Genomic DNA, 22,649 nt, shown 5'->3' on the forward strand with positions numbered 1-22,649 from the left:
GCGCAGTAGTTGTATGCAACGCCGTAAGCTCCACACCGTAGGACTACGGGTCTCTCCGGGTGCGGACCATCCCCGGCCTAACCGGAGCTGTGAATTAGGTGTCTTCGCCCTCGGCCTCGGTCGCCACCGAGGCCGACCCGCCGAGCGCTTGGTAGCGGCGTTCGGCCAGCCACTGGAGCCGCTTGGACTGGGTCAGAAGCACGCGCCGCAAGCCGCCCTGCACTTTCCGCTCCGCGATCACTTGGGCGAGGCGGGAGATGATCAGCGCGCGGCGGGCGATGCGGAAGTCGGGGTGCGAGCGCAGCTCGTGAACCCGTTCGGAGACGATGCGACGGCGAAAGGATGGCGGGGCTTCCACCGCCAGCTTGCCCGGAGGCGGGTCCTTCTCGTTCAAGATCGCCTTGAACTGCGAGCGTTGGACCGCCTCCTCGGTGATCAGGCGCTCGAGCGCGTCGAGATGGTGTCGGGCGTCCAAGTCGTTTCGGTTGGAGGCCTCGAACTGCGGCAGCGGCCAGACCTCGATCTCGAACACTTCGAAGGGGTCGAGCACGGACATGGCCACCGCGTCGGTCCGCTGATTGGTCAGGTGTCGGCGAATGCGTGTGCGCAGGCGCTCGTTGGTCTGGCCGACATAGATCGGCTCGCCGTCGTAGTCGAAGAAGGCGTAAACGCCCCACCGGTAGTTGCCGACCAGGTGGGTTTCTCCCGATGGATCCTGGAACGGAGAGTCGAGGAAGGTCGTGAGATTGGACCGCAGGTCCTCGGTCTCGAACGGCGGAAAATTGACGGAGTCCGGGTTGCGGCTGAAGAGGTCGCTCACGCGACCTCGCGCGCCTGGACCGCCTCGCCCAGCAGGGGTTCGAAGATATGCTGGGCCAGGTGGCGCACGACGTGCACCGCCACCCCGTCGCCGGTCAAATGGTAGGCTTCGTTGTAGTTCTTCGGCAGCTTGTAGTCGTCGGGCAGGCCCATCAGCCGCGCAGTCTCGCGCGCGGAAATCAAGCGCGAGCGGATCTTCTTGCCGTCGATCACCAGAATCGTCTGGCGGCTCGACCCGCCGGCCGGGGTGCGCAGGCAACCGGACACATCGTCGAAACGAACCTCGGCGCGCTGCACCTTCACGCCGCGCTCGTTCAGGCGGGTCCGATTGTAGACGCCGCCGACCATGCGCCGTCCCGCACGTTGGGCGGAGGTGACCTTGGCCTTGTTGACCGGCGACATCTTGGCCAACAGGGCCTGGGTCTCGGCGGGCGTGTGCCAGGCGACGCTCAAGGGGTTGTCCTCGATCTCGTCGGCGAACGTGCGCAGCCGATGGCTTGGGGTCGGCAGGTTCCACCACAGCATCTTGTTGCGCAGCGCGGCCGGCAGGCTCGCGACGGCGCGGCAGAGCCCGCGGGTATGGAACGGCTCCAGCGGTTCAGGCGAGAGCAGGGCCGGGTCGATGGCGACGTCGGCCCGCACGCCGATGACAAAGAGGCGCGGACGCGACTGCGGCAAGAAGAGGTCGGCGTTGATGACGAGGGCGCCGCACCGGTAGCCCGCCTTGGCAAAGGTCCGGCAGATCGCCTCGAAATCCTTGCCGCCGTGCGATGTCAGGGTCCCGCAGACATTCTCCAGGGCGACCATCTTGGGCGCGCGCCCATCGGCGCGAAGGGCGGCGATCACGTCCCAGAACGGATAGAAGGTCCCGGACCGTTCGCCCTTCAAGCCGGCCCCGACGCCGGCCAGCGACAGGTCCTGACAGGGGAAGGACCCCCAGACCAGGTCGGCCACACCCGGCAGGTCGCCCGCCGTGACCTTGCGGATATCGTCGACCTTCAGCTCGGCGGCGCCGAAGTTGGCCTGATAGGTCAGGCCCTTCTTGAAATCAAAGTCGTTGGCGAAGAGGCACGACCATTCGGGGCCGAGACCCATGCGCGCCATACCGCCGCCGGCAAAGAACTCGTAGAACTTACCCATGGACGCGGCGCCCTGTGACGTGGAGCGGTTGGCCCGAAGTGCCCTCTCGCGCGAGCTTTTCCTCCACGGCCTCGGTAATCCAGGTGTTGCGCGAGACGGCTCCGGGCCGGGTGGCCCGCATGGCGTCGATTTCCGCGAAAGTCTCGGCCGGCAGGCGCAGATTCAGGCGATCGAGGTTGCGGACGGTCGTAGCGTTCGAATCAGAGGACATGGAGCCACTCTGGCGCCTCAGTGGCGCCACGTCGAGGCGAGGTTTCTGCTTTGTTCACCCCCCAGATTTTAAGCCACAGGTGGCCGGATCAGTCCGACAGTGAGGGCGATGGCGACCGCCTGGATCCTCGACCTGACGCCGAGACGGCGGCACGCGACGGCCAAGTGGTCGTCGATGGTGCGGGCCGATAATCCGAGCCGACGGCCGATTTCGGCGGAGGCATGGCCTTCCGCCGCCAACTGCAAACACTCAAGTTGCCGCGCCGTGAGCAAGGCTGCCAGCGTCTCAGCGCTGGGATTGCCCGACAGGTCTCCGTGACCATCCATTCCGCTCAGACCTTCACACCCGACCCTGGAAGAGGCGGGCATCGCCACTGCCGGCGTCGAATACGGACAGACCCGATGGGGCCGTGGGAGCTGGGGCGCCGCCGGGGTGCCGGGATCGCGGCAGCCGCGCGCGTCGGGGGAACGGGATTCAACTCCAACCGCCGCCCAACGCCTTGTAGATCGCGACGATGTCGGTGTTGCTCGCAGTTTGCGCCTGCGTCAGGGCGTCTTCGCCCTGAAGTTGGACGCGCTCGGCGTCGAGGACCCGCAGGTAGTCGCTGCCACCCGCTTGGTAGCGCATCCGGGCCAGGTCGGCCGCCTTGCGGGCGCCATCAACCTCTTCGACGAGCTTGGAAAGCTCGGTCTGCCGCAGCTTGTAGTTGGTCAGGGCGTCTTGCAGGTCCTCGATCGCCCCCAAGACGGTCTTTTCATAGGCCAGCTGACTCTCGTGTCCCTTCGCCTTCTGCGCCCGAAGCTGCGCGAGCTGACTGCCGATGTCTAAGGCGGGCCAAGTGACGGCGGGGCTCACCGTCCAAGCCTGGCTATTCTTGGCGAACAGGTTCGAAACGTCGCCGGTGAGCAGGCCGACAAACCCTGTGACGGTCACACGCGGGAAGAGATCGGCCGTTGCCACGCCGGTCCGCGCCGTTTCGGCGGCGAGCCGGCGTTCCGCGGCGCGCACATCTGGACGTCGGCGCAAGAAGGTCGAGGCGTCTCCAATCGGCAGGGGCGTCACCCGCGGCGCGATCGTAACCGGCGCGGCCAGCTCAACATCCAGCGCGCCAGGCCGCTCACCCGTCAGGACCGCCAACCGTTGGGCGGCTTGGGCGATCTGCGCGTCGAGGGCCGGGATCAGCGCCTCGACGGCCCCGAGTTGGGCCTTGGAGCTCTCGCGATCGGCCGGCTCCGCGTACCCCTCCTTGACCCGCAGGCTCGTGAGTTTGAGGGTCTCGCGCTCACTTTGCGCATTCTGTTCGACAACATTGCGCCGGGCCTGTGCGCCGCGAAGCTGCAGGTAGTTCATCGCCACTTCGGCGGCGACGGACACCTTGGCGCCGTCAAGATCCGCCTGCGCCGCCCCGGCTTCACGCGCCGCCGCGTCCACGCCGTGTCGGACACGACCGAACAGGTCAACCTCCCAGGCGGCGTCTAGACCAATGTCAGCCGACTCGATGTTGACCCGCCCGGGTGTAAGGCCAGGGATTTGCTCGTCGCTGCGGGTGTAGCCGGCGTTGCTGGTGATGTGCGGCAACAGCTCGAACTTGGAACTGGAGAACAACGCCCGCGCCTGGTCGACCCGAGCCACCGCCTGGCGAACGTCGAGATTCGACCCCAGGGCGCGTTCGATCAGGCTGTCCAGGACAGGGTCGCCGAAGCTGCGCCACCAGGTCGGTTCGGGAGACGTGTCGGACTCCAAGGCCGGGTCGGTGTTTCGAACCGCCACGGCGGCGTCGACCGGAGGCTGATAATGGGGTCCCACGGCGCAACCGCTGAGCAGGATGCCGCCGGCCAGGCCGGCCAGCAGGCCGATATTCGCAGAACGGATCATGGCTGAACGCCCTCCGGCGGATGCGGGTCGGTGGAAACCTCGGTAGGCGCGCCGCCGCGACGGGTCTTCAAGGGGCGCACGCCTGTCAGGCGGCGGATCGTCCAGTAGAAGATTGGCGTCAGCCCCAGGCCGAACAGGGTGACCCCGAGCATTCCGGAGAACACCGCCACGCCCATGGCCCGACGCATCTCCGAGCCCGCCCCGGTCGCCAGCGCCAAGGGCAGAACCCCCATGATAAAGGCGAACGAGGTCATCAGGATCGGCCGAAGACGCAGTCGACAGGCGTCGAGAATAGCGGTGAGCAGGGGCTCCCCCGCGATCTCTCGCTCGCGAGCGAATTCCACGATCAGAATCGCGTTCTTACAGGCGAGGCCGACCAGGACGATCAGGCCGATCTGGGTGAAGACGTTATTGTCCGACCGCGTGGCCAGCACGCCAAGCAGCGCACAGAGCAAGCACATCGGCACGATTAGGATAACCACGAGCGGCAAGGTCCAGCTCTCGTACTGGGCGACCAGTACGAGGAAGGCCAAGAGCACGCAGATCGGGAAGACGAACAGCGCCGTGTCGCCCGCCAGGATCTGCTGGTAGGTCAGGCCCGTCCATTCGTACCCCATGCCCTGCGGCAGGGTCTTGGCCGCGATCTCCTCAAGCGCCTTCTGCGCCTGGCCCGTCGAATAGCCCGGGCCGGGCAGGCCGTTGATCTCGGCCGTCAGATAGCCGTTGTAGTGCGAGGCGTGATCCGGTCCGGTCGACAGGTTGGTGGTGATGAAGGCGCCGAGCGGGATCATCTGACCAGCCGCGTTGCGGGTTTGGAGCCGCTCCACGTCTTCCGGCTGGAGCCTGTAGGCTTGGTCCGCCTGGACGTTGACCTGGTAGGTGCGTCCGAACCGGTTGAAGTCGTTGACGTAGAGCGAGCCGAGATAGACCTGCAGGGTCTCGAAGAGGTCCGTCAGCGACACGCCCTCGACGCGCGCCTTTTCCCGGTCGATGTCGGCATGAACCTTCGGAACGCCGATCTGGTAGGAGGAGAAGACGCCGGCCAGGCGGGGATCTTTGGAAGCCGTGGCGATCAGGTCCTCGGTCGCCTTGTTGAGCGCCTCCGCCCCCAGTCCGGCGCGATCCTCGAGCTGCATCCTGAACCCGCCGATGGTGCCGATGCCCTGCACGGGCGGCGGGGGAAAGACCACGGCCTGGCCGCCCGGCAAGGCGGCGAATTTCTGGCTCAGGCTCTGGGTGATCTCGGCCGCCGACCGGCCCTTGGCATGGCGCAAGCTGAAGTCGTCGAGGATCACGAAAAAGGCGCCGGAACTCGGGTTGGCGACCAGTCCATCGATCGACAGACCGGGGAAGGCGAAGGTGTGCGCCACACCCGGCGTCTTCAGCGCGATCTCGTCCATTTGGTGCAGCACCGCGCGCGTCCGGTCGACCGTGGCCGAGCTTGGAAGTTGGACCATCCCCGCCAGGTAGAGCTTGTCCTGCGGCGGCACGAACCCCGAGGGCGCCTTGCTGAAGGCGAACAAGGTCAGTGCGATCAGTCCGGCATAGAGCACCAGCACGACGGGCGAGCGGCGCACGCCGCGCTGAACAAGCCCGACATAACCGCCGCGGGCGCGGTCGAAGACGCGGTTGAAGGGATGGAACAGCCAGCCGAGGTAGCGATCCATCGCCCGTTCCAGCCAGTCCTTGCGCGCATCGGCGGACTTCAGAAGGACCGCGGCCAGGGCCGGCGACAGGGTCAGGGAGTTGAACGCCGAGATCACCGTGGAGATGGCGATGGTCAGGGCGAACTGGCGATAGAACTGCCCGGTCAGGCCGGTGATGAAGGCGGTGGGCACGAACACCGCGCACAGTACCAGGGCGGTGGAGACGATCGGTCCGGTGACCTCCTTCATGGCGTTACGCGCCGCCTCGAAAGGCGGATGACCCAGCTCGATGTTCCGTTGCACGTTCTCGACGACCACGATGGCGTCGTCGACCACGATGCCGATCGCCAGGACCAGGCCGAACAGGGTCAGGGCGTTGAAGCCGAAGCCCAAGGCCATCATGACCGCGAAGGTGCCGACCAGGCTGACCGGGACCGCGATCAGCGGGATCAGCGACGCTCGCCAGCTTTGCAGGAACACCACCACGACGAGGACGACGAGCAGAATCGCCTCGAAGAGGGTGTGGACGACCGCGTCGATCGATTCCTGCACGTAGCCCGTGGTGTCGTAGTTGGTGTGAACGTGGACGCCCTGCGGGAAGTCCTTGGACAGCTCGGCAAGGGTCTTCTTGACCTCCCGCTCCATCTGCAGGGCGTTGGTGCCCGGCCGAAGGAAAATGCCCATGGCCACGGCGGGCTTGTCATCCAGCAACGCCTGCACGCCGTAGCCATCGGAGCCGAGCTCCACCCTGGCCACATCGCGCAAGTGGGTCACGCGCCCTTCGTCGTCCGTGCGCAGGACGATCTCGCTGAACTGGTCTTCAGTCGTCAGGCGGCCGGTGGCGTTGAGGGACATTTGGAAGGCGGCCTTGCCGGCCGTCGGCGACGCGCCAACATTGCCGGCGGCCACCTGGACGTTCTGCTCACGCAGCGCCTTGACCACATCGCCCGCGGTCATGCCCGTGGCGGCGAGCTTGTCCGGGTCGAGCCAGATCCGCATCGAATAGGGGCCCGCCCCCAGCTGCTGGATCTCGCCAACGCCGTAGTCGCGCGCCAGAGCGTCCTTGATGTGCAGCTGGGCGTAGCTCGACAGGTAGAGCATGTCGTAGCGGGGCAGGTCGGAGGTCAGATGGACCACCATGATCAGGTCCGGGGAGGCCTTGTTGGTGGTGACCCCCACCTTCTGCACCTCCGGCGGCAGCCGTGAGAGCACCTGCGCCACGCGGTTCTGCACCAACACCTGCGCCTGGTCGGGATTGGTCCCGAGCGCGAACGTGATGGTCAGAGTCATCACGCCATCGGCGGTCGACTGGGAGGATTGGTAGAGCATCCCCTCGACGCCATTGATGGCCTGCTCAAGCGGAGCGGCGACGGTTTCGGCGATTTCCGACACGTCCGCGCCGGCGTAGGCGGTGCGGACCACGACGGTCGGGGGCACAACCTCGGGATATTCGCTGACGGGCAACAGCGGCAGGCAGACCAGACCCGCGAGGACGATGATTAGCGACAGCACGCCCGCGAAACGGGGGCGGCTCAGGAAGAATCCGGAGATGTTCACTTGGCGCGTCCTTGCGAGGGGGCGCCGGCCGATCCGTCACTGGCGGGACCGAGCGCGGCTTCCGCTTCGGTCGAGATCGTCAGTTCGGTGCGCTTGGGGGTGACCGGATCGCCCGGCTTTACCTTGTTGAGGCCCTCGACGACGATCAGCTCACCGGGCTTTAGACCGTCGGTGATGACCCGCAGGTCGGCGACCGCCGGCCCGAGAGTCACCGCCCGGTACTGAACGTGATTGGTTTGGTCGAGCACCAGGACGAAGCGCTTTCCAAGGTCGGTTCCGAGTGCTTCCTCCGGCACCAGGGCCTGGGGCGAGGCCGTGGAGCTGACGACCCGCACACGGGCGAATAGGCCGGGGGTCAAGAGCCCTCCCGCGTCATCGAACACCGCGCGGGCGCCGATCGTGCCGCTCTTGGGATCGACCGTATTGTCGAGGAAGCGCAGGGCGCCGCGATGGGGGAAGCCCTTCTCGGTCATAAGACCCATGAAGACCGGCGACCCCGCCCCCCGCTGGGACGCGACATAGCGAAGGTAGGCATGTTCGTCGGCGTAGAAGGTGGCGTAGATCGGCCCGTCGGAGACGACCGTGGTCAGGAGGCTCGAGGAGTCCACCAGGTTGCCGCGCGTGATCAGCGCCTTGGACACGCGCCCGTCGATCGGGGAGGCGACCCGTGTGAAGGACAGGTTGAGCTTGGCGGTATCCAGGGCGGCGCTGGCCGCCGTTACATTGGCCTCGGCCGTTTGCGCAGTAGCGTCCAGGCGCTCGAACTCGTTGGTGGCGATGGCGTTCTCGCCCAGAAGCCGCTTCGCGCGGTCCGCGTCCGACCGCGCCAACCTCGCCTGAGCGCGGGCGGCGAGGAGCTGAGCGGCCAGACGTTTGACCTCCGCTTCGTAGGGACGAGGGTCGATCTGGACAAGAAGCTCGCCCTTGTGAACGTGCGCCCCTTCCGGGAAGTTGGCGCTGTCGATGGCGCCGCTGACGCGAGGGCGAACATCAACACTCTGGATCGGCTGCAGGCGCGCTGTGAAATCGTCCCAAGAGCGCAAGGTCCGCGTGGCGACCGGCGCGACGGAGACGCCTGCCGGCGGCGGCGCGGGCGGCGGAGCGGCGCCGCAGGCGCTGAGCAGCAGGGTCAGAGGGGCGAGGCCGAAGGCCGCGCGGGTCAGTGCTGGATGTAGCTGCATTTGGCGGCCCTTCTTGGCGTACTGGGTCATTGCCAAGCTCGGAGGTTCGGAAAACTCCGATCCTGACTTTCAAACCCAAGTCAGTGGTGCGTGGTGGACGACCGGCCGCCGGTGGCCTGGGGCGGCTCAGCAAACCGATCGGTGAAGGCGGGCTCGGTCACGGATGGGACCGGATGGCCATCGAGGGCCAAACGCCGCTGACGGATGTCGGCCAGCACATTGATGCTCGACAGCGCCCTGCGCAGGGCGGTGCTTGAGGTCGAGACGGTGTAGGGGAAATAGACGACCTCGACGCCGACCTGCGCGAAGGCCCGTTCCAGGCGCAAACCCTTCTCCGTGCCCTTCCAGTCGTCGCCCTTAAAGAAGACGTCGAATTGAAGCTCACGCCAGATGGCCAGCTTGTCGGCGAGAACTGCGGGGTGGGCTTCGTCGACGCATCGGATGTTGCGAACGATCTCAAGCCGTTCAGCCAAGGGCACGACCGGGTCGACGCCCTTCAGAGATCGCAAAAGCTCGTCACTGACGACCCCGGCGATCAGTACATCGCACCGCTCCTTGGCACGCTTCAATAAGTTTAGATGTCCGACGTGGAATAGATCGAATGCACCTGAAGCATATCCAACCGTAGACATTTTGATTTCCCCTACAGTGGAGTTGCCACTTGGTCAGGTAAATCTAGGCCTTCTGTCAGATCAATCGCTCCGGTTCTTGCTCCCGTATCAAATTGTCTTCGCGACTATCAAGAGGCTAGTTCAGGCGCGTGATCGTTGACGCGCCGAGGAGAAAGATCTCCCCGGTTAAGAACCGCACTTCGATTTCGCCGTTTTCGAGCGGCGACAGGCTGGCCTGACCGGCTTCCGCCAATTGGCTGAGGAAAGCGAAAATCTCGACCTTGGCCAAGTCTTCCGGGTGGGCGCTGGCTGTCCCGCAGGCTTCGATGCGGGGGTCTCTCTCGGGATTGGTCGCGCTGGCGGACATGATAGCGGGCCTCGCTGGCCTGGGCTGAACCAGCCTCGGGCGTCGGCGCCAGGGCCGCTGACGGCGGGTCCTGGCGAATGGGAACGGCTCGATCAAAACACGTCTGCCTTCGGATCGAACTCCGGAAGTTGCGTTCAAACCGGCTTGGTCTGCGGCTCCAGCGAGGGATAAAGAACCGCACGGTAGCCGGCGCGAAGCGCGCCAAGCGTCGATGGCGGCGTCACCAGGCCGTCGATCGGGACATTCGTCTTAGCTGGTGCATAGCCGTCGGCGCTCCAGGCAAACGGCCGACCGCCGGAGACGACGAATGCGGTTCCATCAGCGGCGAAGACGGCGCCGTCCGGAAGATCGTCCATGTCGCCGGAGTAGGGATGCAGTCGCTTGGCTCTGCCGACCAGCCGCTCGCCGTGCAGGACGCCGTCCATGTGGCCGACCATCGGCGCGGGCCCGCCCGTGAAGCGCGCCCAGGCGGCCTGGAAGGCCAGCGCCGCCTCGCGTCGGCAGAGAAAACAGGGTCGATGCCCGGCGGCGAGCGCGACGGCTTCATCCAGGAAGAACAATTCGGTCCAACTGCGCGTGGCCATCGGGTCGCGATGGGCGTCCTTGTAGGAACAGCTGCAGATGATCCACGCCTTGGTGGCCCAGCGCTTGGGCAACAAGGTCTTGGTGGCGGGATCGTGGATGATGCCGCGATTTCCCGTGAAGAGGCCCCGTTGCGCAATCGCGACAACCTCGCCAAAGGGCGTGACTCGATTTTGCAGGCTCATGATCAGCGCGGGGAAGCGGCGTGGGCGTCAAGCGCCTCAAGCCCGCGGTTGGAAAGGGTGACCGCGCTCAGCCCGGCGAACATCCAGCAGATCGGATCGGCCATCTGCGGGACCGGAGCGCCCAGCGCAATCCAGACGGCGAGCCCCGAATAGGCGATCGCTCGGTCGCATTTGCCGAACGGTCCCTCAAGGCGGCGAGTTTTCCCGACTAGGTGGCCGAGCAGGCCAACCCCTTCGACGCCCGCCGCGAGCGCAGCCACGAGCATGATCAGACCCGGATTCATCGGCGCCACGGCGGCGAACGTGGCGATCAGCGCCACATCGGAAACGAGGTCGCCAATTTCGTTGAGCGCCCCGCCGAGCCGGCTCTTTTGGCCGAACTCGATCGCCATCGTGCCGTCCAGCGCCGCCAGCACGGTGCGAAGCCCCAGCCAGAGCGGCAGGAGAAGGTACATCGCCCGATTACTCGATCCCCCTGCGACGATCCAAGCCACGGCGAGGGAGCCCGCCAGCGACATCAGCGTCACCTGGTTGGCGGTGATCCCAGCCGCCACCAAGGTGCGCGCAGCGGGGCGAACGGCCGACTTCAGCCAGGGCTTCAGAAGCGTAAGGGACGTCCCTGCCAGAATGACGCCGGGCAGCGGACGCGATTGGCCGCGGGCGGATGAAGCGAGCATGGCGTTCCCCGTGAATACCGACGTGAGAGGACGGTCGTGCTAGGCGGCGAGACCCGCTTCGCGATCCAGAAGATCGCGCTTGCGCGCGACGCCCCAGGCGTAACCGGACAGGGAGCCGTCGTTGCGCACGACCCGATGGCAGGGAATGGCGACCGCGAGGTTGTTGGCGGCGCAGGCGCCCGCGACGGCGCGCACCGCCTTGGGCGATCCGATCCGACGTGCAACCTCTGCATAGGAGACGGTTTGCCCGGCCGGGACTTCTCGCAGCGCCCGCCACACGCGCTGTTGGAAAGCGGTGCCGCGAACGTCCAGGGGGAGATCCAAGCCGATGCCTGGCGCTTCCACAAAGCCCACCACCTGGGCGACCAGGGCCTCGTAGTCCTTGTCGGCCCCCATCAAGCGGGCCTTTGGGAAGCGGTCCTGGAGGTTGCGGACTAGCGCATCGGGATCCTCGCCCAGAAGAATGGCGGCGACGCCCTTCTTGCTCGACGCCACGAGGATCGCGCCCAGAGACGACTGTCCGACGGCGAAGAGGATATCCTCGTTGGCGCCGCCACCCCGATACTGGGTCGGGGTCATGCCGAGCATGTCGGTGCTCTTCTCGTAGAACCGGCCGGAGGAGTTGAAGCCGGCGTCGTACATGGTCGATGTGACCGATTGCCCCCCGCTCAGGCCTTCGCGGACTCGAGCGGCGCGATGCGCGGCGGCGTAGTCCTTCGGCGTGAGGCCGGTCGCCGCCTTGAACAGGCGATGGAAATAGCTCGGGCTACGGCCGACCGCCTCGGCCAGGCCGTTCAGGGAGGGCTCGTCTTCGCTCTCTTCGATCAGCCGGCACGCGCGGGCCACCAAGGCCGCGTTTTCGGCATCGATGGACAGGCCATCGGGATTGCAACGCTTGCACGGGCGAAAGCCGGTCGCCTTGGCGTCCCGAAGTGTGGTGTGAAGGCCGACGTTCTTGGGGTTGGCGGTCCGTGAGGGACAGGAGGGACGGCAATAAATCCCTGTGGTCGCCACGGAATACCAGAATTGCCCGTCGGCGGCGTGGTCGCGCGCGAGCACCTTGGCCCAGCGCGGATCGGCTTCCGTTGGCGAAGGCTGGGCGGTTTTCGTTCGTTCCGTGACTAAGGCCATCGTCAGATCCATTCGTTCAATCATCTGAGGCGACTTTGCCGGCGGGCGATACACCCGGCACTCCGGGTCTTGCTTTCAAATTGAAAACTATCGGCCGGGCTCGCCTCAGTCTGGCGACCTTCGGACGTCGAACTGCCCCCGCCCACCCGGAACTTGCGGGCAAAGCAAAGCCGCGCGCCCGGGGGGAGGGCGCGCGGCTCGCTCGTTCACAAACGGCGCCCGAAGGCGTCGGTCGTGGCTCAGGCCACCTTGATCAGGCCGAGCTGGGTCAGCGCCTTGACGCCATCGTCCAGGCCGATCTCTTCGACGATCTTGCCGTCTTGGAGCTTCAGGACAGTCGTGCCCGTGAAGTGCATCTTGCGACCCGTGTTCGCGGGCAAGCCGCCAACCAGGAAGTCATCGAGCGCCGCGCCGGTCTGCGTGCCGCCGCCTTCCCAGCGCCCGACGACGTAGTCGCCCTCGGCGATGAGGTCGGCCGCGCCCCAGAAGTTGAGGTCGGGGAACGCGGCGCGGAAACCGGCCATGAACGCTTTGATGTCTTCACGGCCGCGGCGCGGCTCGTGCAGAGAGTAGTGGAGCAGCATGTCGGGCGAAGCGATTTCGTCGACGATGTCGGGGTTGTAGGTCTTGCCCCAGAAATTTTCGAACCAGCGGCCAACGACGGCCTTGTTGTCGTCTTCCTTGGACATGGGATTTCCTCGTCTAAACTGCCAATGATGGGGGGGGCGGGGCGCGGGACTGGCTGATCCGCACTCCGAGGTCATGGATAGGACGGGGGAGGGGGGCCTAAACTCCGTTTGTTGACTTTGAATTGGAACATTCACGAAGGCGCGGGCTCGCCGCCTCGCACCGCCGCCGGCCAGCGCGCGGGCCAGGCGAAGAAGGCCGACACCGCGATGACGATCGCCAGCGAGGTCCAGGTCGAGACGAACGCCAAGGGGATGGCGATCAGGTGCAGTCCCATCCCGATCAGGTTCTTGCGCGCCGCCTGCCGATCACGCTGGCGCGACACTTCGTCTTCACGAGGCCGGTGACGGGCGATGCTCGCCGAAAGGACGCTGAACCACAGCAAGCAGCTGAGGAAGAGCCCGTTGTAGATCGCGACCGGCAGCGGCGAGCGGATGTGAGCCGACAGGTAGGCGGTGGCGAAGGGAATGAAGGACATCGTGAACATCATCATGATGTTCGACCAAAGGGTCGCGGTGCTGATGACGCGCGCCGACTGCACCAGGCTGTGATGGTTCACCCACACGATGGCCACGAAGACGAAACTGGCCGCGTAGGTCGCGAACTTCGGCCAGATCTGGAGCAAGGCCGGCAGGTCGGCGGTGTCGGGGGGTCTCAGACCGAACACGGTGATGGTGACGATGATCGCCATGACGCCGTCGGAGAAGGCTTCGAGGCGCTGCGACCCGGGGGCTTCACGACGCATGGCGAGCCCTTTGGGTCAGGTTGACGGGCGCAGGAGTCGTCCGGACGGCGGGCGTGCGGGCGCCCGCCGCCGCGGTGCGGCGAGGGTCTGGGATCATGGCGTTCACCGTGGGTGTGCCCATCGCCGGGTCGGCGATGGGGCTTGAGGAGGTCGGTAGGCGAGGCTCAGGCGGCGGCTTCGAGCATGTCCGGCGTCTTGTAGAGCTCCTCGGGAATCTCCCCGAGGGTGGAGTGGTAGGCCTTTGGCCCCAGGCCGTAGAACTGCTGGAAGTTGAAGATCAGGGGCCGCCACTTGTCCGGATCGATCCGGTCGGCATGGCCATCCATCAGGATCGTGTCGTCGACGTGGATCCGATGGACGCGCATCTCGAACGTGGTGAGAAACCCTTCAAGCGGGCCGCCTTCATCGAGCGGTCGTTCCGCCACTAGCAGCGCCTCGAGTTGGATGGGACACTCAAGGACGCGCGGCGGGGCGATCGTTTCGGAGGGGACAGGGGTCAGGCCCGCGGTCTCGAACTTGTGCTTCTCGTAGCGAAATCCGCGAGCAAGCTTGTCATCGGGCACGACCTCCGTGCCCGTGGTCTTGGCCAACTTGTCGACAGCAGCGACGAGATCGACCGACGCCATATTGATGACCATCTCGCCGGTCCGGCGCAGGTTCTCCACCGTCTTGGAATTGGCCTGAAGACCAAGCAGAGCGCGCCAGCTTACAAAGATGGTCGAAGACATGGGGGCGAGGTTCGCCGTGCCGTCTTCGTTGAGCGTGCTGAGCAGGGCGACTGGCGTACCGAAATACAAGATGTTGGGTTTGCAGGCGACGTGCATTGGAGAAGTCCTTGTTTGGGGGGCCTCTCCGTTCTGACTTTCGTTTCATCGCAAGGCTCTCCGGTTCTTGCTTTCGAACTCAAGTCTTCAGGCGACGCGGGGCCTGACGGGTCTATTTCGATTTGAGAGCAAGAGGCGGAGTGTCGGTCTCCTTCGGAAGGCCGATCTTGGCTCCTACGAAAAGGAGCCGGACTATGGATACGACCCATTCCCATCCCACCGCCGAGAGCTTTCTCGTCGGCTTTGGCGAGACTGGCCTCGGGTCGGTGCTCGTCGCCAGCAGCGCCAAGGGTGTGAGCGCCATCCTGTTGGGTGATGATCAGGCCCGCTTGCGCCGCGAACTGGCGCAAGCCTTTCCAGGCATCAGCCTGGTGGAAGACGCCGGGCGCACCGCCGAAACCGTCGCCAAGGTGGTCGCTTTCATCGACGCGCCACACCTCGGCCTGGATCTGCCGCTCGACCTTCGCGGGTCGGACCTGGAGCTGGCCGTGTGGGCTGCCCTACGCGCCATTCCGTCCGGCGAGACCCGCACCTATGGCGGTTTGGCCAAGGCGTTGGACATGCCGGCCACCGCACAAGAGGTGGGCGCGGCCTGCGCCGCCAACGTCGTGGCCGTCGCCGTCCCGTGTCACCGGGTGGTCAAGGCCGACGGCTCGATCTCAGGATATCGCTGGGGCGTCCCGCGCAAGCGGCGCCTGATCAACATGGAGGGCGTCGCGTGAGCACCGTCGAAACGATGGACCGCACAAGCGCGGTGGACTGGACTCAAGTCTCGACTGACCTCGACGCCCAAGGCTGGGCGGTGCTGCCGAAGCTGCTGAGCGCGGCGGAGTGCGGGGCGATCTCGGGGATGTACGATGGCGGCAAGGGTTTCCGCAGCCATGTGGTTATGGGCCGCCACGGCTTCGGGCGTGGGGAGTACCGCTACTTCAGCTATCCGCTGCCGCCGCTGATCCAGGACCTGCGCACATCAGTCTACCCCCACCTTGCTCCGCTCGCGAACCGCTGGCACGAGCGTATGGGCAAAACGGTCCGGTTTCCCGACGACCACGCCGCGTTCATAGAGCGCTGCCATCAAGCCGGCCAAGTGCGGCCTACGCCGCTGCTGCTGCAGTATGGGCCAGACGACTACAACTGCCTCCACCAGGATCTCTATGGCGAGCACGTCTTCCCGATCCAGCTGGCCATCCTATTGTCGGACCCGGAAACGGACTTCGAGGGCGGCGAATTCGTCATGACCGAGCAACGGCCCCGGATGCAGACCCGGCCGATCGTCGTGCCGTTGAAGAAAGGCGACGCGGTGATCTTCGCGGTCAACAGCCGACCCGTCGCCGGCGTGCGCGGCGACTATCAGGTGAAGCTGCGCCACGGCGTCAGTCGGCTTCGGTCCGGCCATCGCCACACCGTCGGGGTGATCTTCCACGATGCCACCTAGCGCGCTCGAACTAGACTTTGGACCCGTCGAGCGGGACCCGCACCAGCCCCTGGCGGCCGGCGCCGTCCTGTTGGGGGGGTTCGCCCTCCAGGACGCCGTGGCCCTCCTGGCAGGATTGAAAGCTGTCGTCGCCATCTCCCCCTTCCGCCACATGGTGACGCCTGGCGGCTGGCCTATGTCGGTATCCATGAGCAATTGCGGCGCGGCCGGGTGGGTCACCGACCGACGGGGTTACCGCTACGATCCGGACGATCCGGAGACCGCGCGCCCATGGCCCGCGATGCCGCTGGTGTTCAGCACCCTGGCGGCGCGCGCGGCCGAGGCGGCCGGGTTCGCCGGCTTTGTCCCTGACGCCTGCCTGATCAACCGCTATGAGCCCGGCGCCCGTCTGACCTTGCATCAGGACCGAAACGAGCGGGACTTCGCCCATCCGATCGTCTCGGTCTCGCTGGGTCTGCCGGCCACCTTCCTATGGGGCGGCGCGAGCCGATCAGAACGTCCCCGGCGGATCCCTCTCGTCCATGGCGACGTGGTTGTCTGGGGCGGTCCGGCGCGGATGACCTTCCACGGCGTGGACACGATGAAGGACGGCGCGCATCCGCTCACCGGGGCCATCCGGTTCAATCTGACGTTCCGCCGCGCCAACTGAGGCGTATCCCTATGGCCGGGTCTTTTGTTCGAGCGCATTGCTGAAGAATGGCGAAGGATCGCGCGAAAACCTGGCGAAGTGCTGCGCTTGGCGAGACGCTGTTCTTGACGGCCGAGTACCACCAGCAACGCTTCGACCGGCACTTCCACGACGAATTCGCTATCGGCGTGATCGACAGCGGCTGTCAGGCCTTCGTCTACGACAACAACCGTCGGCTCGACATGCCGAAGGGCTCGGTGGCGCTGATCGCGCCCGGCGTGGTCCATGCGGGCTGGCCGGGCGCGGAGGAGGGCTGGCGCTATCGAATGCTCTACCCGGCCGCCGCATTGGTTCGCGCCGCTGTCGAGGACGCCTTCGATGGATCCGACACAGCGAGCTTTCATCGACCGGTCGTCGACGACCCCGCCTTATCGCTGGCCCTATCGAGGTTGCACGGGCTCAGCGCGCTTGCCGCGACCGATCCGCTGGAGCTGGAGAGCCTCTATCTCCTCATTATCCGCCGCGCTTTCGAGCGCCATGCCGGCGCCCGGCCTGGGGCCGCGAGCGACGGCGACCGTCGTTCGGTCGCGCCGATCCGGGAGATGTTGGAAGCCGATTTCCATCGACCCATCGCGCTGGCCGACCTGGCGGCGCGGGCGGGCCTGTCGCGCTTTCAAGCGCTGCGTCACTTCAAGGCGGTCTATGGCCTGCCGCCCCACGCCTTCCTCCGTCAGATCCGGGTCAGGCGCGCGCAGGCGCTGATCATGCAGGGGGAGGCCCTGGCCGCCGCGGCCGCTGCGGTCGGGTTCGCTGACCAAGCCCATATGACGCGCACCTTCCGCCAGACGGTTGGCTACACGCCCGGCGCCTTCGCCCGGGCCTAATCGCGGTCTGCAATAGCCTTCAAGACCGGACCGGTGCGGCCCGCCATGCTCTCGCGGATTGGAGCCCGCCATGATTGATCTGCGCAGCGACACTTGCAGCCGCCCGACCCCTGAAATGCGTCAGGCCATCGCCAACGCCGATGTCGGTGACGACGTCTACGGCGACGACCCAACGGTCAAGGCGCTCGAACGAACCGTCGCCGAGCTGCTGGGCAAGGAGGACGCGGTCTATATGCCGACCGGCACCATGACCAACCAGGTCGCCATCCGGGCGCACACAGAACCTGGCGACGCGGTCCTGTTCGACCAGAACGCCCACGTTTACATCCTTGAAGGGGGGGCGCCAGCCGCCTTTTCCGGCGTGCTCCCACGTCTGCTGCCGGGGGTCAGGGGCATCTTCACGCCCGCCGACGTTGACGCGGCGATGGGCATCTCCCACCCATTCTTCCCAGCGACCATCCCGGCGCCCGTGCGCCTGCTCTGCCTGGAGAACACGCACAACATCGGCGGCGGATCGATCTGGCCGTTGGAGACCCTCAAGGCCGTGACCGATGTCGGGCGACGACATGAACTGGCGCTGCATCTCGACGGCGCCCGACTGTGGCACGCCACGGCGGCAACCGGGATTTCAGAGGCGGACTATGCCCGGCCCTTTGACACGATCAGCGTCTGCTTCTCCAAGGCCCTGGGGGCCCCCGTGGGCTCGTGCCTGGTCGGGACCAAGGCGTTCATCACCCGCGCGCGGCGATTCAAGCAGCAGATTGGCGGCGGCTTTCGTCAAGCCGGGATCATCGCGGCCGGCGCGCTCTACGCGCTGGAAAACCATCGCGCGCGGTTGGGCGACGTCCATGAGCTGGCGCGCCGCTTCGCTAAAGGCCTAGCTCAGATCGAGGGGGTGGAGATCGACCCGGCGACCGTGGAGACGAACATCGTACGTTATCGGCTGAGCACGGTAAGCGCCGGGCGCTTCGTCGAGGAGGCGCACCGGCGCGGCCTGTTCATGCTCCCCTCCGGTCCCGATGCGGTGCGCGCGGTCTTCTACCTCGACATTGCGCAAAGCGACGTCGACGACGCTCTGAAGATCATCGCCGACAGCCTCCGCGCCCTGCCGGCCGAGCCGGGAGAGTTCGCTCCCTCGCGCGCAGGCGCCGCTCCTGGGTCCGGATATTAGGCATGGCCCAAGGGAGGCGGCTCGCAGCCCCCTAGAGCGGCGGCACGAAGCTCTTGCAGAGGATGACCGAGGTGTTGTCGGTCGCCTCAGCGCGGACCAGCTTCAGCGGGACATAGTCAGGGTCGTCGTAGAACGCCATGGCGAGGTCTTCCGAGGCAAACTTGAGGACGACGGTGAACAGCTGGCTGTCGCCTTCAAGGATCTTTCCCTCGAGGTCGATCACCAGGATCTCGGCCTGATGCCTTTTCAGCAACGGCTGCACCGCCGCGCCGTAACCGCGGAGCTTGTCCAGGTCCGTCACATCGAAACGAAAGATCATGTAGACGCTCATGGTGCTCCTCCTTGTTGGAAGCCGCTGGGGACGGGGGCTTTAGGCGCGCTCGATCCGGGCTGCGTAGCAGCCGGGGCGGGCGTAGTGGGCCTGCAGGTAGGCCACGTCCGGGTTGTCGAAAAACCGGGCGATGATCGGCGGGAGTTCAGCGCCGACCGCGAGATCGGCGCTCGCCAGCTCGTGGTTCGCGCCGAACGCGCGGATCGAGATCATCTTGCCTTGCATCTGATCAGGGATGGCGTCGACCAGATCGCAAGGCGCTCCGGCGCCTTCGGCGATAAAAATGGCGTGGCTTGCCCGATAGGGCGTGTCCGCCGGCTGGTGGACGTAGTTCAGCAGGATCGCGGTCTCGCCACCCTGCAGCTCACGCACGCCGATCCGATCCGGAATGCCCTCGCCGTCGGCGACGAGCCGGCGGCGGGCGCCGAGCTTGGCCAGGCCCTCGTCGCTGAGACCGAACAGGTGGGCGAATTGGTCGGGATCGAGCCCTCGCACGCGATAAGCCATGGATTCTCCTGTGAGGGCCGAGCCTCAAACGAATTAAAAAATGGGACGCATCGCCGGCCCGCCACGCGGTCCGGCGACCTACGACCGGCTAGCCGTTGAGCACGGCGTTGATCATCTGAGTCATGGTGATGGTGGGGCGGCCAATCAGCCGGGAGAGGGTGCGGCTGTCGTCGAAGAGGGCGCCCTTGGCGGCCGAGGCGTCGGCGTTGGCGACGATCTCGGCGACGTGCTCGGGAAGCCCGGCGCCGATAAGCGCCTCCCGGTACGCGGCCTCCGAGATGTCCTTGTAGGCGACGGGCTTGTCGGCCGCCTTGGAGATCACCTCCGCCAGATCCGCCAGCGTCCAGGACTCGTCACCGGCCAGCTCGTAGACGCCGCTGGTTTCCGCGCCGGCGAGCGCCACGGCCGCCGCGGCGGCATAGTCCGACCGCGAAGCGGTGGAGATGCGGCCGTCTCCGGCCGCGCCGAAGAGCACGCCGCGGGTCACTGCGGGGCTGACGCCGTTCAGATAGTTCTCGGCATACCAGCCGTTGCGCAGGAGAACGACGCTCAGACCGGAGTCCCGCAGGGCCGCCTCGGTCTGACGGTGCTCCTCCGCCAAGCCGATCGCGGATCGGTCGGCATGAAGCAGACTGGTGTAGAGGACGACCGACACGCCGGCGGCCTTGGCGGCGGCGATGACAGCTTGGTGCTGCGTGACGCGCCGGCCGACGGCGCTGGACGAGATCAGCAGCAGGCGCTCGACGCCCTGAAAGGCTGCTTCCAGGGTCTCGGGCCGATCATAATCAGCTTCGCGAACCTGAATGCCCTGAGCGGCGAGGGGCGCGGCTTTGGCCGGGTCGCGGACGGCGGCGATGATCGACGCGGGCGGCGTGGTTTTTACCAGGTCGGCCATGACGTGGCGGCCAAGTTGGCCGGTAGCGCCGGTGACGGCATACATGGGTGTGTTCCTCTTTCCGATGGAGAGGTCATCGCCCCGCCGCCGATCGCGAACACTCCGAATCCTATTCTGTAATCAGACTCCTTCCGACGCCCCGTCGCGGTCAGAGGGCGCCATCCCTAAATGAAGGCCATGACCGGCCCGACCAACATCCCGAAATACCATCACTTCGTCCCCCAGATGGTTCTGCGGCGCTTCACCGACGCGAAGGGCAAGTTTTGGATTTACATCAAGGTGGCCAACAAGGTCGTGCCGGGCAGTCCTGAGACCCAGTTCGGGGAGACCCATTTCCACACCGTCGAGGATGCGGACGGGCAGAAGGACACCAGCGCCGAACAGCGCCTGTCCGTCCTCGAGGGCAAGGCCAACCTCATCATCGAGAAGATCGTGGCGGCGGCCCGGGCGGGAAAGACGCCCGGCCTGACCGCCGAGGAGAAGGCCACATGGGACACCTTCTTTCACCTCCAGTGGAAGCGGGTGCCCGACATGCTCGACAAAGCGGCTACCTTTCAGAACCCAGACACCGCAGTCGATGCGGTGCTCGTCAAGGCGAGGGCGCTTTATCCGGATCAAGAGGAGAAGATCGCCGCCCTCGACAACCCGGAGGCAAGGGCTCGGCTGCTGCAGGGCGGCAAGGTTCGGGCAATTGAACAGTCGGGCGGCAAGGTCCCCGCGGTTCTCGCCGGACGGGGTCTGGCGATCGCGCGCATCACCGCGCCTGGGGAAAGCTTCGCCATCGGCAGCCTGCCCATGGTGCGGTTGAAAGGTGATCTGACCGATCCAGACTCCGAGGTCTGGATGCCGGTCGCGTCCGACGTCGCCGTCGGCGTCGGTTTGGCGAGTGGTGAGGAGACCTTGATCGACCTCTCGGATCTGAAGCCGATCTGGGATTTCAACGCGGTGACGGCGGCCCAAAGTTCGAAATTCGCCGCGGCCTCGAAGGCCCTGGTCGAACAGTTGAAGGCTTACGTCGAGACCCTTCCACCACCCGCCGGGCCTCAGTCCTCCGCGAAGTAGGCTTCGAGCATGGCCACATCGGAGATGTAGGTGTCCAATCGATCGATCCGATCGCCCTCCATCTGCATGATCGTCGTCAAGTGTTCGTCGAGCACCCGCTCCCCCTTGCGGCCGGTGTTGTGGAGCAGGAGCCCGAACCCAAAGAGGCCGTAGACGACGTGGAGCACCTTGATGTTGACTTGGTGGTCGCTCAGCATCTGAGCCCGCTTCAAGATGCCGTCCACGCCGGCAGCCACACCGGAGATCGACGCGTTTCCGGGTAGGGTCCAGGTCACCTCGCTTGTGGTGATCGAGCTCAGAGCCTCCCGATCCTGCGTCCGCACCGCGGCGGCGAATTTCTCGGCGATCGCCCTCAAGTCATCTTCGGTCATTTCGGTCTCCAGAGTGAGGACAGCTGAACGATATTCGGGGATCAGGCGGGGGCCGCCGCGCGCGGCGCGGCGCGGTCGCCCTGGTCGCGGGGAATGCGCCAGAGATACCAGGCCGCCACCGTCCGATGCGGCGACCAGGCCGCCGACAACGCCTTCAGCGCTTTGGGAGCGGGCTGTTGGGGGAGAGACTTTAGACGCCGATAGCCCTCGCGCACGCCGAAGTCGTCGACCGGGAAAACATCGATGCGCTCCAGGGAATACATGAGCATCATCTCGACCGTCCATCGGCCGACCCCCTTGATGGAGATCAGGCGCGCGATCAGCACCTCGTCGTCCATCGTGTCCGCCACTGCCCGCGTCGGAACCAGGCCGGATAAGGCCCCGGCCGCGATCGCCTGAATGGTGGCCGACTTGGAGCCAGAGAAACCGCAGGCGCGGAGCGCTTCCGGCTCCAAAGCACAGATCTCAGAGGGCGACGGGAAGGGCGTACCGGCCATCGCCTTCAGGCGCTCCACCATCGCATCGCCGGCCTTCGCCGTGAGCTGCTGATAGGCGATCGCCCGCACTAGGGCTTCGTAGGGCTCGCGGGCAGCCTTGGGGTCGTGCAGGCAGGGACCGACCTGTTGAACCAGCCGGGCCCAGTCTGCGTCGTGCTCCCGCAGGAATCGCTCCGCAGCCGCGTATCTGCTGGCGGGACCGTTCGGGTTGGTCATCATGCCAACCCCTGTCAGAAGCCCGGGATGGGTCGGCCGCCGTGCTGGGCTAGATGCATGACCCGGCCAAGCATCGCATCCTCTTCCGCCCCGCCGGCGCAGAGGTCAGCACCGGGGAAGCGGGCACGAAATTGGTCGAGCAGGCCGTCCAACGCCTCACCCAGCAAGACCGCGACGAACTTTCCCCCCTCCGCCGCGATCAATACGCGTCCAAGGGCGGTTTGACCGGAAGCGTAGCGGATGGTGAGGTCGGATCTCGCCGTGGCTGCCGGGTCTGAATGCTCGCGTTGGCTCATGACCGCAGCTCTCCTCTGGTCGAGAGTGCGTGCGTAGGGGACAGCGCCAGGCGCCGCCCTCCGTCTCTTACTTTCAAATCCGAAAAGGTCCGGCCGATCGACTTCGCTGGCGCCCGAC

General features: G+C 66.1%; 27 protein-coding genes. 6 read left to right on the plus strand and 21 right to left on the minus strand.

Annotated features, from left to right (window positions below; all coding sequences use genetic code 11):
* Window positions 1–94 precede the first annotated feature (94 nt).
* The 15 genes from GSQ87_RS01300 to GSQ87_RS01370 all read right to left on the minus strand — a co-directional run bounded on the left by GSQ87_RS01300 (window position 95) and on the right by GSQ87_RS01370 (window position 14,238).
* Complete coding sequence (locus GSQ87_RS01300; protein WP_158912766.1) at window positions 95–820, minus strand: GIY-YIG nuclease family protein; 726 nt, start codon at window positions 818–820, stop codon at window positions 95–97.
* Window positions 817–1,959, minus strand: a complete 1,143-nt coding sequence (locus tag GSQ87_RS01305) for a DNA cytosine methyltransferase (protein WP_158912767.1) — start codon at window positions 1,957–1,959, stop codon at window positions 817–819. Before GSQ87_RS01305 ends, GSQ87_RS01300 begins: the two co-directional genes overlap by 4 nt.
* Entirely contained in the window at window positions 1,952–2,170 is a 219-nt protein-coding gene (locus GSQ87_RS01310; protein ID WP_158912768.1) for a hypothetical protein, read from the minus strand. Before GSQ87_RS01310 ends, GSQ87_RS01305 begins: the two co-directional genes overlap by 8 nt.
* A gap of 68 nt (window positions 2,171–2,238) precedes the next feature.
* On the minus strand, window positions 2,239–2,538 hold the full coding sequence (locus GSQ87_RS01315) for a helix-turn-helix transcriptional regulator (RefSeq protein ID WP_158912769.1): 300 nt from the start codon (window positions 2,536–2,538) through the stop codon (window positions 2,239–2,241).
* A 106-nt stretch (window positions 2,539–2,644) separates the two neighbouring features.
* Complete coding sequence (locus tag GSQ87_RS01320; RefSeq protein WP_158912770.1) at window positions 2,645–4,045, minus strand: efflux transporter outer membrane subunit; 1,401 nt, start codon at window positions 4,043–4,045, stop codon at window positions 2,645–2,647.
* On the minus strand, window positions 4,042–7,248 hold the full coding sequence (locus tag GSQ87_RS01325) for an efflux RND transporter permease subunit (RefSeq protein WP_158912771.1): 3,207 nt from the start codon (window positions 7,246–7,248) through the stop codon (window positions 4,042–4,044). The genes GSQ87_RS01320 and GSQ87_RS01325 overlap by 4 nt, the downstream gene beginning before the upstream one ends.
* Complete coding sequence (locus tag GSQ87_RS01330; protein ID WP_158912772.1) at window positions 7,245–8,459, minus strand: efflux RND transporter periplasmic adaptor subunit; 1,215 nt, start codon at window positions 8,457–8,459, stop codon at window positions 7,245–7,247. The genes GSQ87_RS01325 and GSQ87_RS01330 overlap by 4 nt, the downstream gene beginning before the upstream one ends.
* A gap of 50 nt (window positions 8,460–8,509) precedes the next feature.
* Window positions 8,510–9,061, minus strand: a complete 552-nt coding sequence (locus GSQ87_RS01335) for an adenylyltransferase/cytidyltransferase family protein (protein ID WP_158912773.1) — start codon at window positions 9,059–9,061, stop codon at window positions 8,510–8,512.
* 115 nt (window positions 9,062–9,176) lie between these two features.
* Window positions 9,177–9,407, minus strand: a complete 231-nt coding sequence (locus GSQ87_RS01340) for a hypothetical protein (protein WP_158912774.1) — start codon at window positions 9,405–9,407, stop codon at window positions 9,177–9,179.
* 134 nt (window positions 9,408–9,541) lie between these two features.
* Window positions 9,542–10,174: a hypothetical protein gene (locus tag GSQ87_RS01345; protein ID WP_158912775.1), complete on the minus strand. Its 633-nt coding sequence runs from the start codon at window positions 10,172–10,174 to the stop codon at window positions 9,542–9,544.
* Between the two features lie 2 nt (window positions 10,175–10,176).
* On the minus strand, window positions 10,177–10,851 hold the full coding sequence (locus tag GSQ87_RS01350) for a CDP-alcohol phosphatidyltransferase family protein (protein WP_158912776.1): 675 nt from the start codon (window positions 10,849–10,851) through the stop codon (window positions 10,177–10,179).
* A 39-nt stretch (window positions 10,852–10,890) separates the two neighbouring features.
* Entirely contained in the window at window positions 10,891–11,982 is a 1,092-nt protein-coding gene (gene ada, locus GSQ87_RS01355; protein WP_174241387.1) for a bifunctional DNA-binding transcriptional regulator/O6-methylguanine-DNA methyltransferase Ada, read from the minus strand.
* A gap of 239 nt (window positions 11,983–12,221) precedes the next feature.
* Window positions 12,222–12,671, minus strand: coding sequence for an ester cyclase (locus tag GSQ87_RS01360; protein ID WP_158912778.1), 450 nt, complete (start codon window positions 12,669–12,671; stop codon window positions 12,222–12,224).
* 131 nt (window positions 12,672–12,802) lie between these two features.
* Complete coding sequence (locus tag GSQ87_RS01365; protein WP_158912779.1) at window positions 12,803–13,414, minus strand: TMEM175 family protein; 612 nt, start codon at window positions 13,412–13,414, stop codon at window positions 12,803–12,805.
* Between the two features lie 164 nt (window positions 13,415–13,578).
* Window positions 13,579–14,238, minus strand: coding sequence for a flavin reductase family protein (locus tag GSQ87_RS01370; protein ID WP_158912780.1), 660 nt, complete (start codon window positions 14,236–14,238; stop codon window positions 13,579–13,581).
* A gap of 194 nt (window positions 14,239–14,432) precedes the next feature.
* On the opposite strand from GSQ87_RS01370, the gene GSQ87_RS01375 reads away from it, so the two are divergent.
* From GSQ87_RS01375 to GSQ87_RS01395, 5 genes are all read left to right on the plus strand, one after another.
* Window positions 14,433–14,960 carry a methylated-DNA--[protein]-cysteine S-methyltransferase gene (locus GSQ87_RS01375; protein WP_158912781.1) on the plus strand — a complete coding sequence of 176 codons (528 nt, stop codon included), beginning with the start codon at window positions 14,433–14,435 and terminating at the stop codon, window positions 14,958–14,960.
* A gap of 14 nt (window positions 14,961–14,974) precedes the next feature.
* Window positions 14,975–15,673 carry a 2OG-Fe(II) oxygenase gene (locus tag GSQ87_RS01380; RefSeq protein WP_158912803.1) on the plus strand — a complete coding sequence of 233 codons (699 nt, stop codon included), beginning with the start codon at window positions 14,975–14,977 and terminating at the stop codon, window positions 15,671–15,673.
* Window positions 15,663–16,322, plus strand: a complete 660-nt coding sequence (gene alkB / locus GSQ87_RS01385) for a DNA oxidative demethylase AlkB (protein WP_158912782.1) — start codon at window positions 15,663–15,665, stop codon at window positions 16,320–16,322. Before GSQ87_RS01380 ends, alkB begins: the two co-directional genes overlap by 11 nt.
* Before the next feature lie 104 nt (window positions 16,323–16,426).
* Window positions 16,427–17,185, plus strand: coding sequence for an AraC family transcriptional regulator (locus tag GSQ87_RS01390; RefSeq protein WP_158912783.1), 759 nt, complete (start codon window positions 16,427–16,429; stop codon window positions 17,183–17,185).
* 70 nt (window positions 17,186–17,255) lie between these two features.
* The gene (locus GSQ87_RS01395) at window positions 17,256–18,356 is read left to right on the plus strand and encodes a low specificity L-threonine aldolase (RefSeq protein ID WP_158912784.1); all 1,101 of its coding nucleotides are present in this window, start codon (window positions 17,256–17,258) and stop codon (window positions 18,354–18,356) included.
* A 31-nt stretch (window positions 18,357–18,387) separates the two neighbouring features.
* Here the strand turns inward: GSQ87_RS01395 and GSQ87_RS01400 are convergent, their stop codons facing one another.
* The 3 genes from GSQ87_RS01400 to GSQ87_RS01410 form a co-directional block, all read right to left on the minus strand.
* Window positions 18,388–18,687 carry a DUF1330 domain-containing protein gene (locus GSQ87_RS01400; protein WP_158912785.1) on the minus strand — a complete coding sequence of 100 codons (300 nt, stop codon included), beginning with the start codon at window positions 18,685–18,687 and terminating at the stop codon, window positions 18,388–18,390.
* A gap of 39 nt (window positions 18,688–18,726) precedes the next feature.
* Window positions 18,727–19,194: a DUF1203 domain-containing protein gene (locus GSQ87_RS01405; protein ID WP_158912786.1), complete on the minus strand. Its 468-nt coding sequence runs from the start codon at window positions 19,192–19,194 to the stop codon at window positions 18,727–18,729.
* A gap of 88 nt (window positions 19,195–19,282) precedes the next feature.
* Window positions 19,283–20,134 (minus strand): SDR family oxidoreductase, encoded by an 852-nt coding sequence (locus GSQ87_RS01410; RefSeq protein ID WP_158912787.1) that lies wholly within the window; start codon window positions 20,132–20,134, stop codon window positions 19,283–19,285.
* Window positions 20,135–20,257: 123 nt separating this feature from the next.
* On the opposite strand from GSQ87_RS01410, the gene GSQ87_RS01415 reads away from it, so the two are divergent.
* Window positions 20,258–21,151 carry a DUF4238 domain-containing protein gene (locus tag GSQ87_RS01415; protein WP_158912788.1) on the plus strand — a complete coding sequence of 298 codons (894 nt, stop codon included), beginning with the start codon at window positions 20,258–20,260 and terminating at the stop codon, window positions 21,149–21,151.
* On the opposite strand, the gene GSQ87_RS01420 is transcribed toward GSQ87_RS01415, so the two are convergent.
* Genes GSQ87_RS01420 through GSQ87_RS01430 form a run of 3 tightly spaced genes read right to left on the minus strand, consistent with a single transcriptional unit; the run spans window position 21,133 to window position 22,531 of the window.
* Entirely contained in the window at window positions 21,133–21,522 is a 390-nt protein-coding gene (locus GSQ87_RS01420; RefSeq protein WP_158912789.1) for a nuclear transport factor 2 family protein, read from the minus strand. The genes GSQ87_RS01415 and GSQ87_RS01420 overlap by 19 nt on opposite strands.
* Before the next feature lie 41 nt (window positions 21,523–21,563).
* Entirely contained in the window at window positions 21,564–22,238 is a 675-nt protein-coding gene (locus tag GSQ87_RS01425) for a DNA-3-methyladenine glycosylase (RefSeq protein ID WP_216838908.1), read from the minus strand.
* Window positions 22,239–22,249: 11 nt separating this feature from the next.
* Window positions 22,250–22,531 (minus strand): hypothetical protein, encoded by a 282-nt coding sequence (locus GSQ87_RS01430; RefSeq protein ID WP_158912791.1) that lies wholly within the window; start codon window positions 22,529–22,531, stop codon window positions 22,250–22,252.
* Window positions 22,532–22,649 lie beyond the last annotated feature (118 nt).

It is taken from the genome of Caulobacter sp. S45, assembly GCF_009765965.1.
Lineage (GTDB): Bacteria > Pseudomonadota > Alphaproteobacteria > Caulobacterales > Caulobacteraceae > CAHJWH01.

Coding starts and splice junctions, on each gene's coding strand:
- GSQ87_RS01380 (WP_158912803.1), top strand. CDS start 14,975: ATGGACCGCACAAGCGCGGTGGACTGGACTCAAGTCTCGACTGACCTC.
- GSQ87_RS01425 (WP_216838908.1), bottom strand. CDS start 22,238: ATGATGACCAACCCGAACGGTCCCGCCAGCAGATACGCGGCTGCGGAG.
- GSQ87_RS01305 (WP_158912767.1), bottom strand. CDS start 1,959: ATGGGTAAGTTCTACGAGTTCTTTGCCGGCGGCGGTATGGCGCGCATG.
- GSQ87_RS01330 (WP_158912772.1), bottom strand. CDS start 8,459: ATGACCCAGTACGCCAAGAAGGGCCGCCAAATGCAGCTACATCCAGCA.
- GSQ87_RS01315 (WP_158912769.1), bottom strand. CDS start 2,538: ATGCCCGCCTCTTCCAGGGTCGGGTGTGAAGGTCTGAGCGGAATGGAT.
- GSQ87_RS01375 (WP_158912781.1), top strand. CDS start 14,433: ATGGATACGACCCATTCCCATCCCACCGCCGAGAGCTTTCTCGTCGGC.
- GSQ87_RS01430 (WP_158912791.1), bottom strand. CDS start 22,531: ATGAGCCAACGCGAGCATTCAGACCCGGCAGCCACGGCGAGATCCGAC.
- ada (WP_174241387.1), bottom strand. CDS start 11,982: ATGGCCTTAGTCACGGAACGAACGAAAACCGCCCAGCCTTCGCCAACG.
- GSQ87_RS01400 (WP_158912785.1), bottom strand. CDS start 18,687: ATGAGCGTCTACATGATCTTTCGTTTCGATGTGACGGACCTGGACAAG.
- GSQ87_RS01350 (WP_158912776.1), bottom strand. CDS start 10,851: ATGCTCGCTTCATCCGCCCGCGGCCAATCGCGTCCGCTGCCCGGCGTC.
- GSQ87_RS01410 (WP_158912787.1), bottom strand. CDS start 20,134: ATGTATGCCGTCACCGGCGCTACCGGCCAACTTGGCCGCCACGTCATG.
- alkB (WP_158912782.1), top strand. CDS start 15,663: ATGCCACCTAGCGCGCTCGAACTAGACTTTGGACCCGTCGAGCGGGAC.
- GSQ87_RS01365 (WP_158912779.1), bottom strand. CDS start 13,414: ATGCGTCGTGAAGCCCCCGGGTCGCAGCGCCTCGAAGCCTTCTCCGAC.
- GSQ87_RS01310 (WP_158912768.1), bottom strand. CDS start 2,170: ATGTCCTCTGATTCGAACGCTACGACCGTCCGCAACCTCGATCGCCTG.
- GSQ87_RS01320 (WP_158912770.1), bottom strand. CDS start 4,045: ATGATCCGTTCTGCGAATATCGGCCTGCTGGCCGGCCTGGCCGGCGGC.
- GSQ87_RS01395 (WP_158912784.1), top strand. CDS start 17,256: ATGATTGATCTGCGCAGCGACACTTGCAGCCGCCCGACCCCTGAAATG.
- GSQ87_RS01405 (WP_158912786.1), bottom strand. CDS start 19,194: ATGGCTTATCGCGTGCGAGGGCTCGATCCCGACCAATTCGCCCACCTG.
- GSQ87_RS01345 (WP_158912775.1), bottom strand. CDS start 10,174: ATGAGCCTGCAAAATCGAGTCACGCCCTTTGGCGAGGTTGTCGCGATT.
- GSQ87_RS01340 (WP_158912774.1), bottom strand. CDS start 9,407: ATGTCCGCCAGCGCGACCAATCCCGAGAGAGACCCCCGCATCGAAGCC.
- GSQ87_RS01335 (WP_158912773.1), bottom strand. CDS start 9,061: ATGTCTACGGTTGGATATGCTTCAGGTGCATTCGATCTATTCCACGTC.
- GSQ87_RS01360 (WP_158912778.1), bottom strand. CDS start 12,671: ATGTCCAAGGAAGACGACAACAAGGCCGTCGTTGGCCGCTGGTTCGAA.
- GSQ87_RS01415 (WP_158912788.1), top strand. CDS start 20,258: ATGAAGGCCATGACCGGCCCGACCAACATCCCGAAATACCATCACTTC.
- GSQ87_RS01420 (WP_158912789.1), bottom strand. CDS start 21,522: ATGACCGAAGATGACTTGAGGGCGATCGCCGAGAAATTCGCCGCCGCG.
- GSQ87_RS01370 (WP_158912780.1), bottom strand. CDS start 14,238: ATGCACGTCGCCTGCAAACCCAACATCTTGTATTTCGGTACGCCAGTC.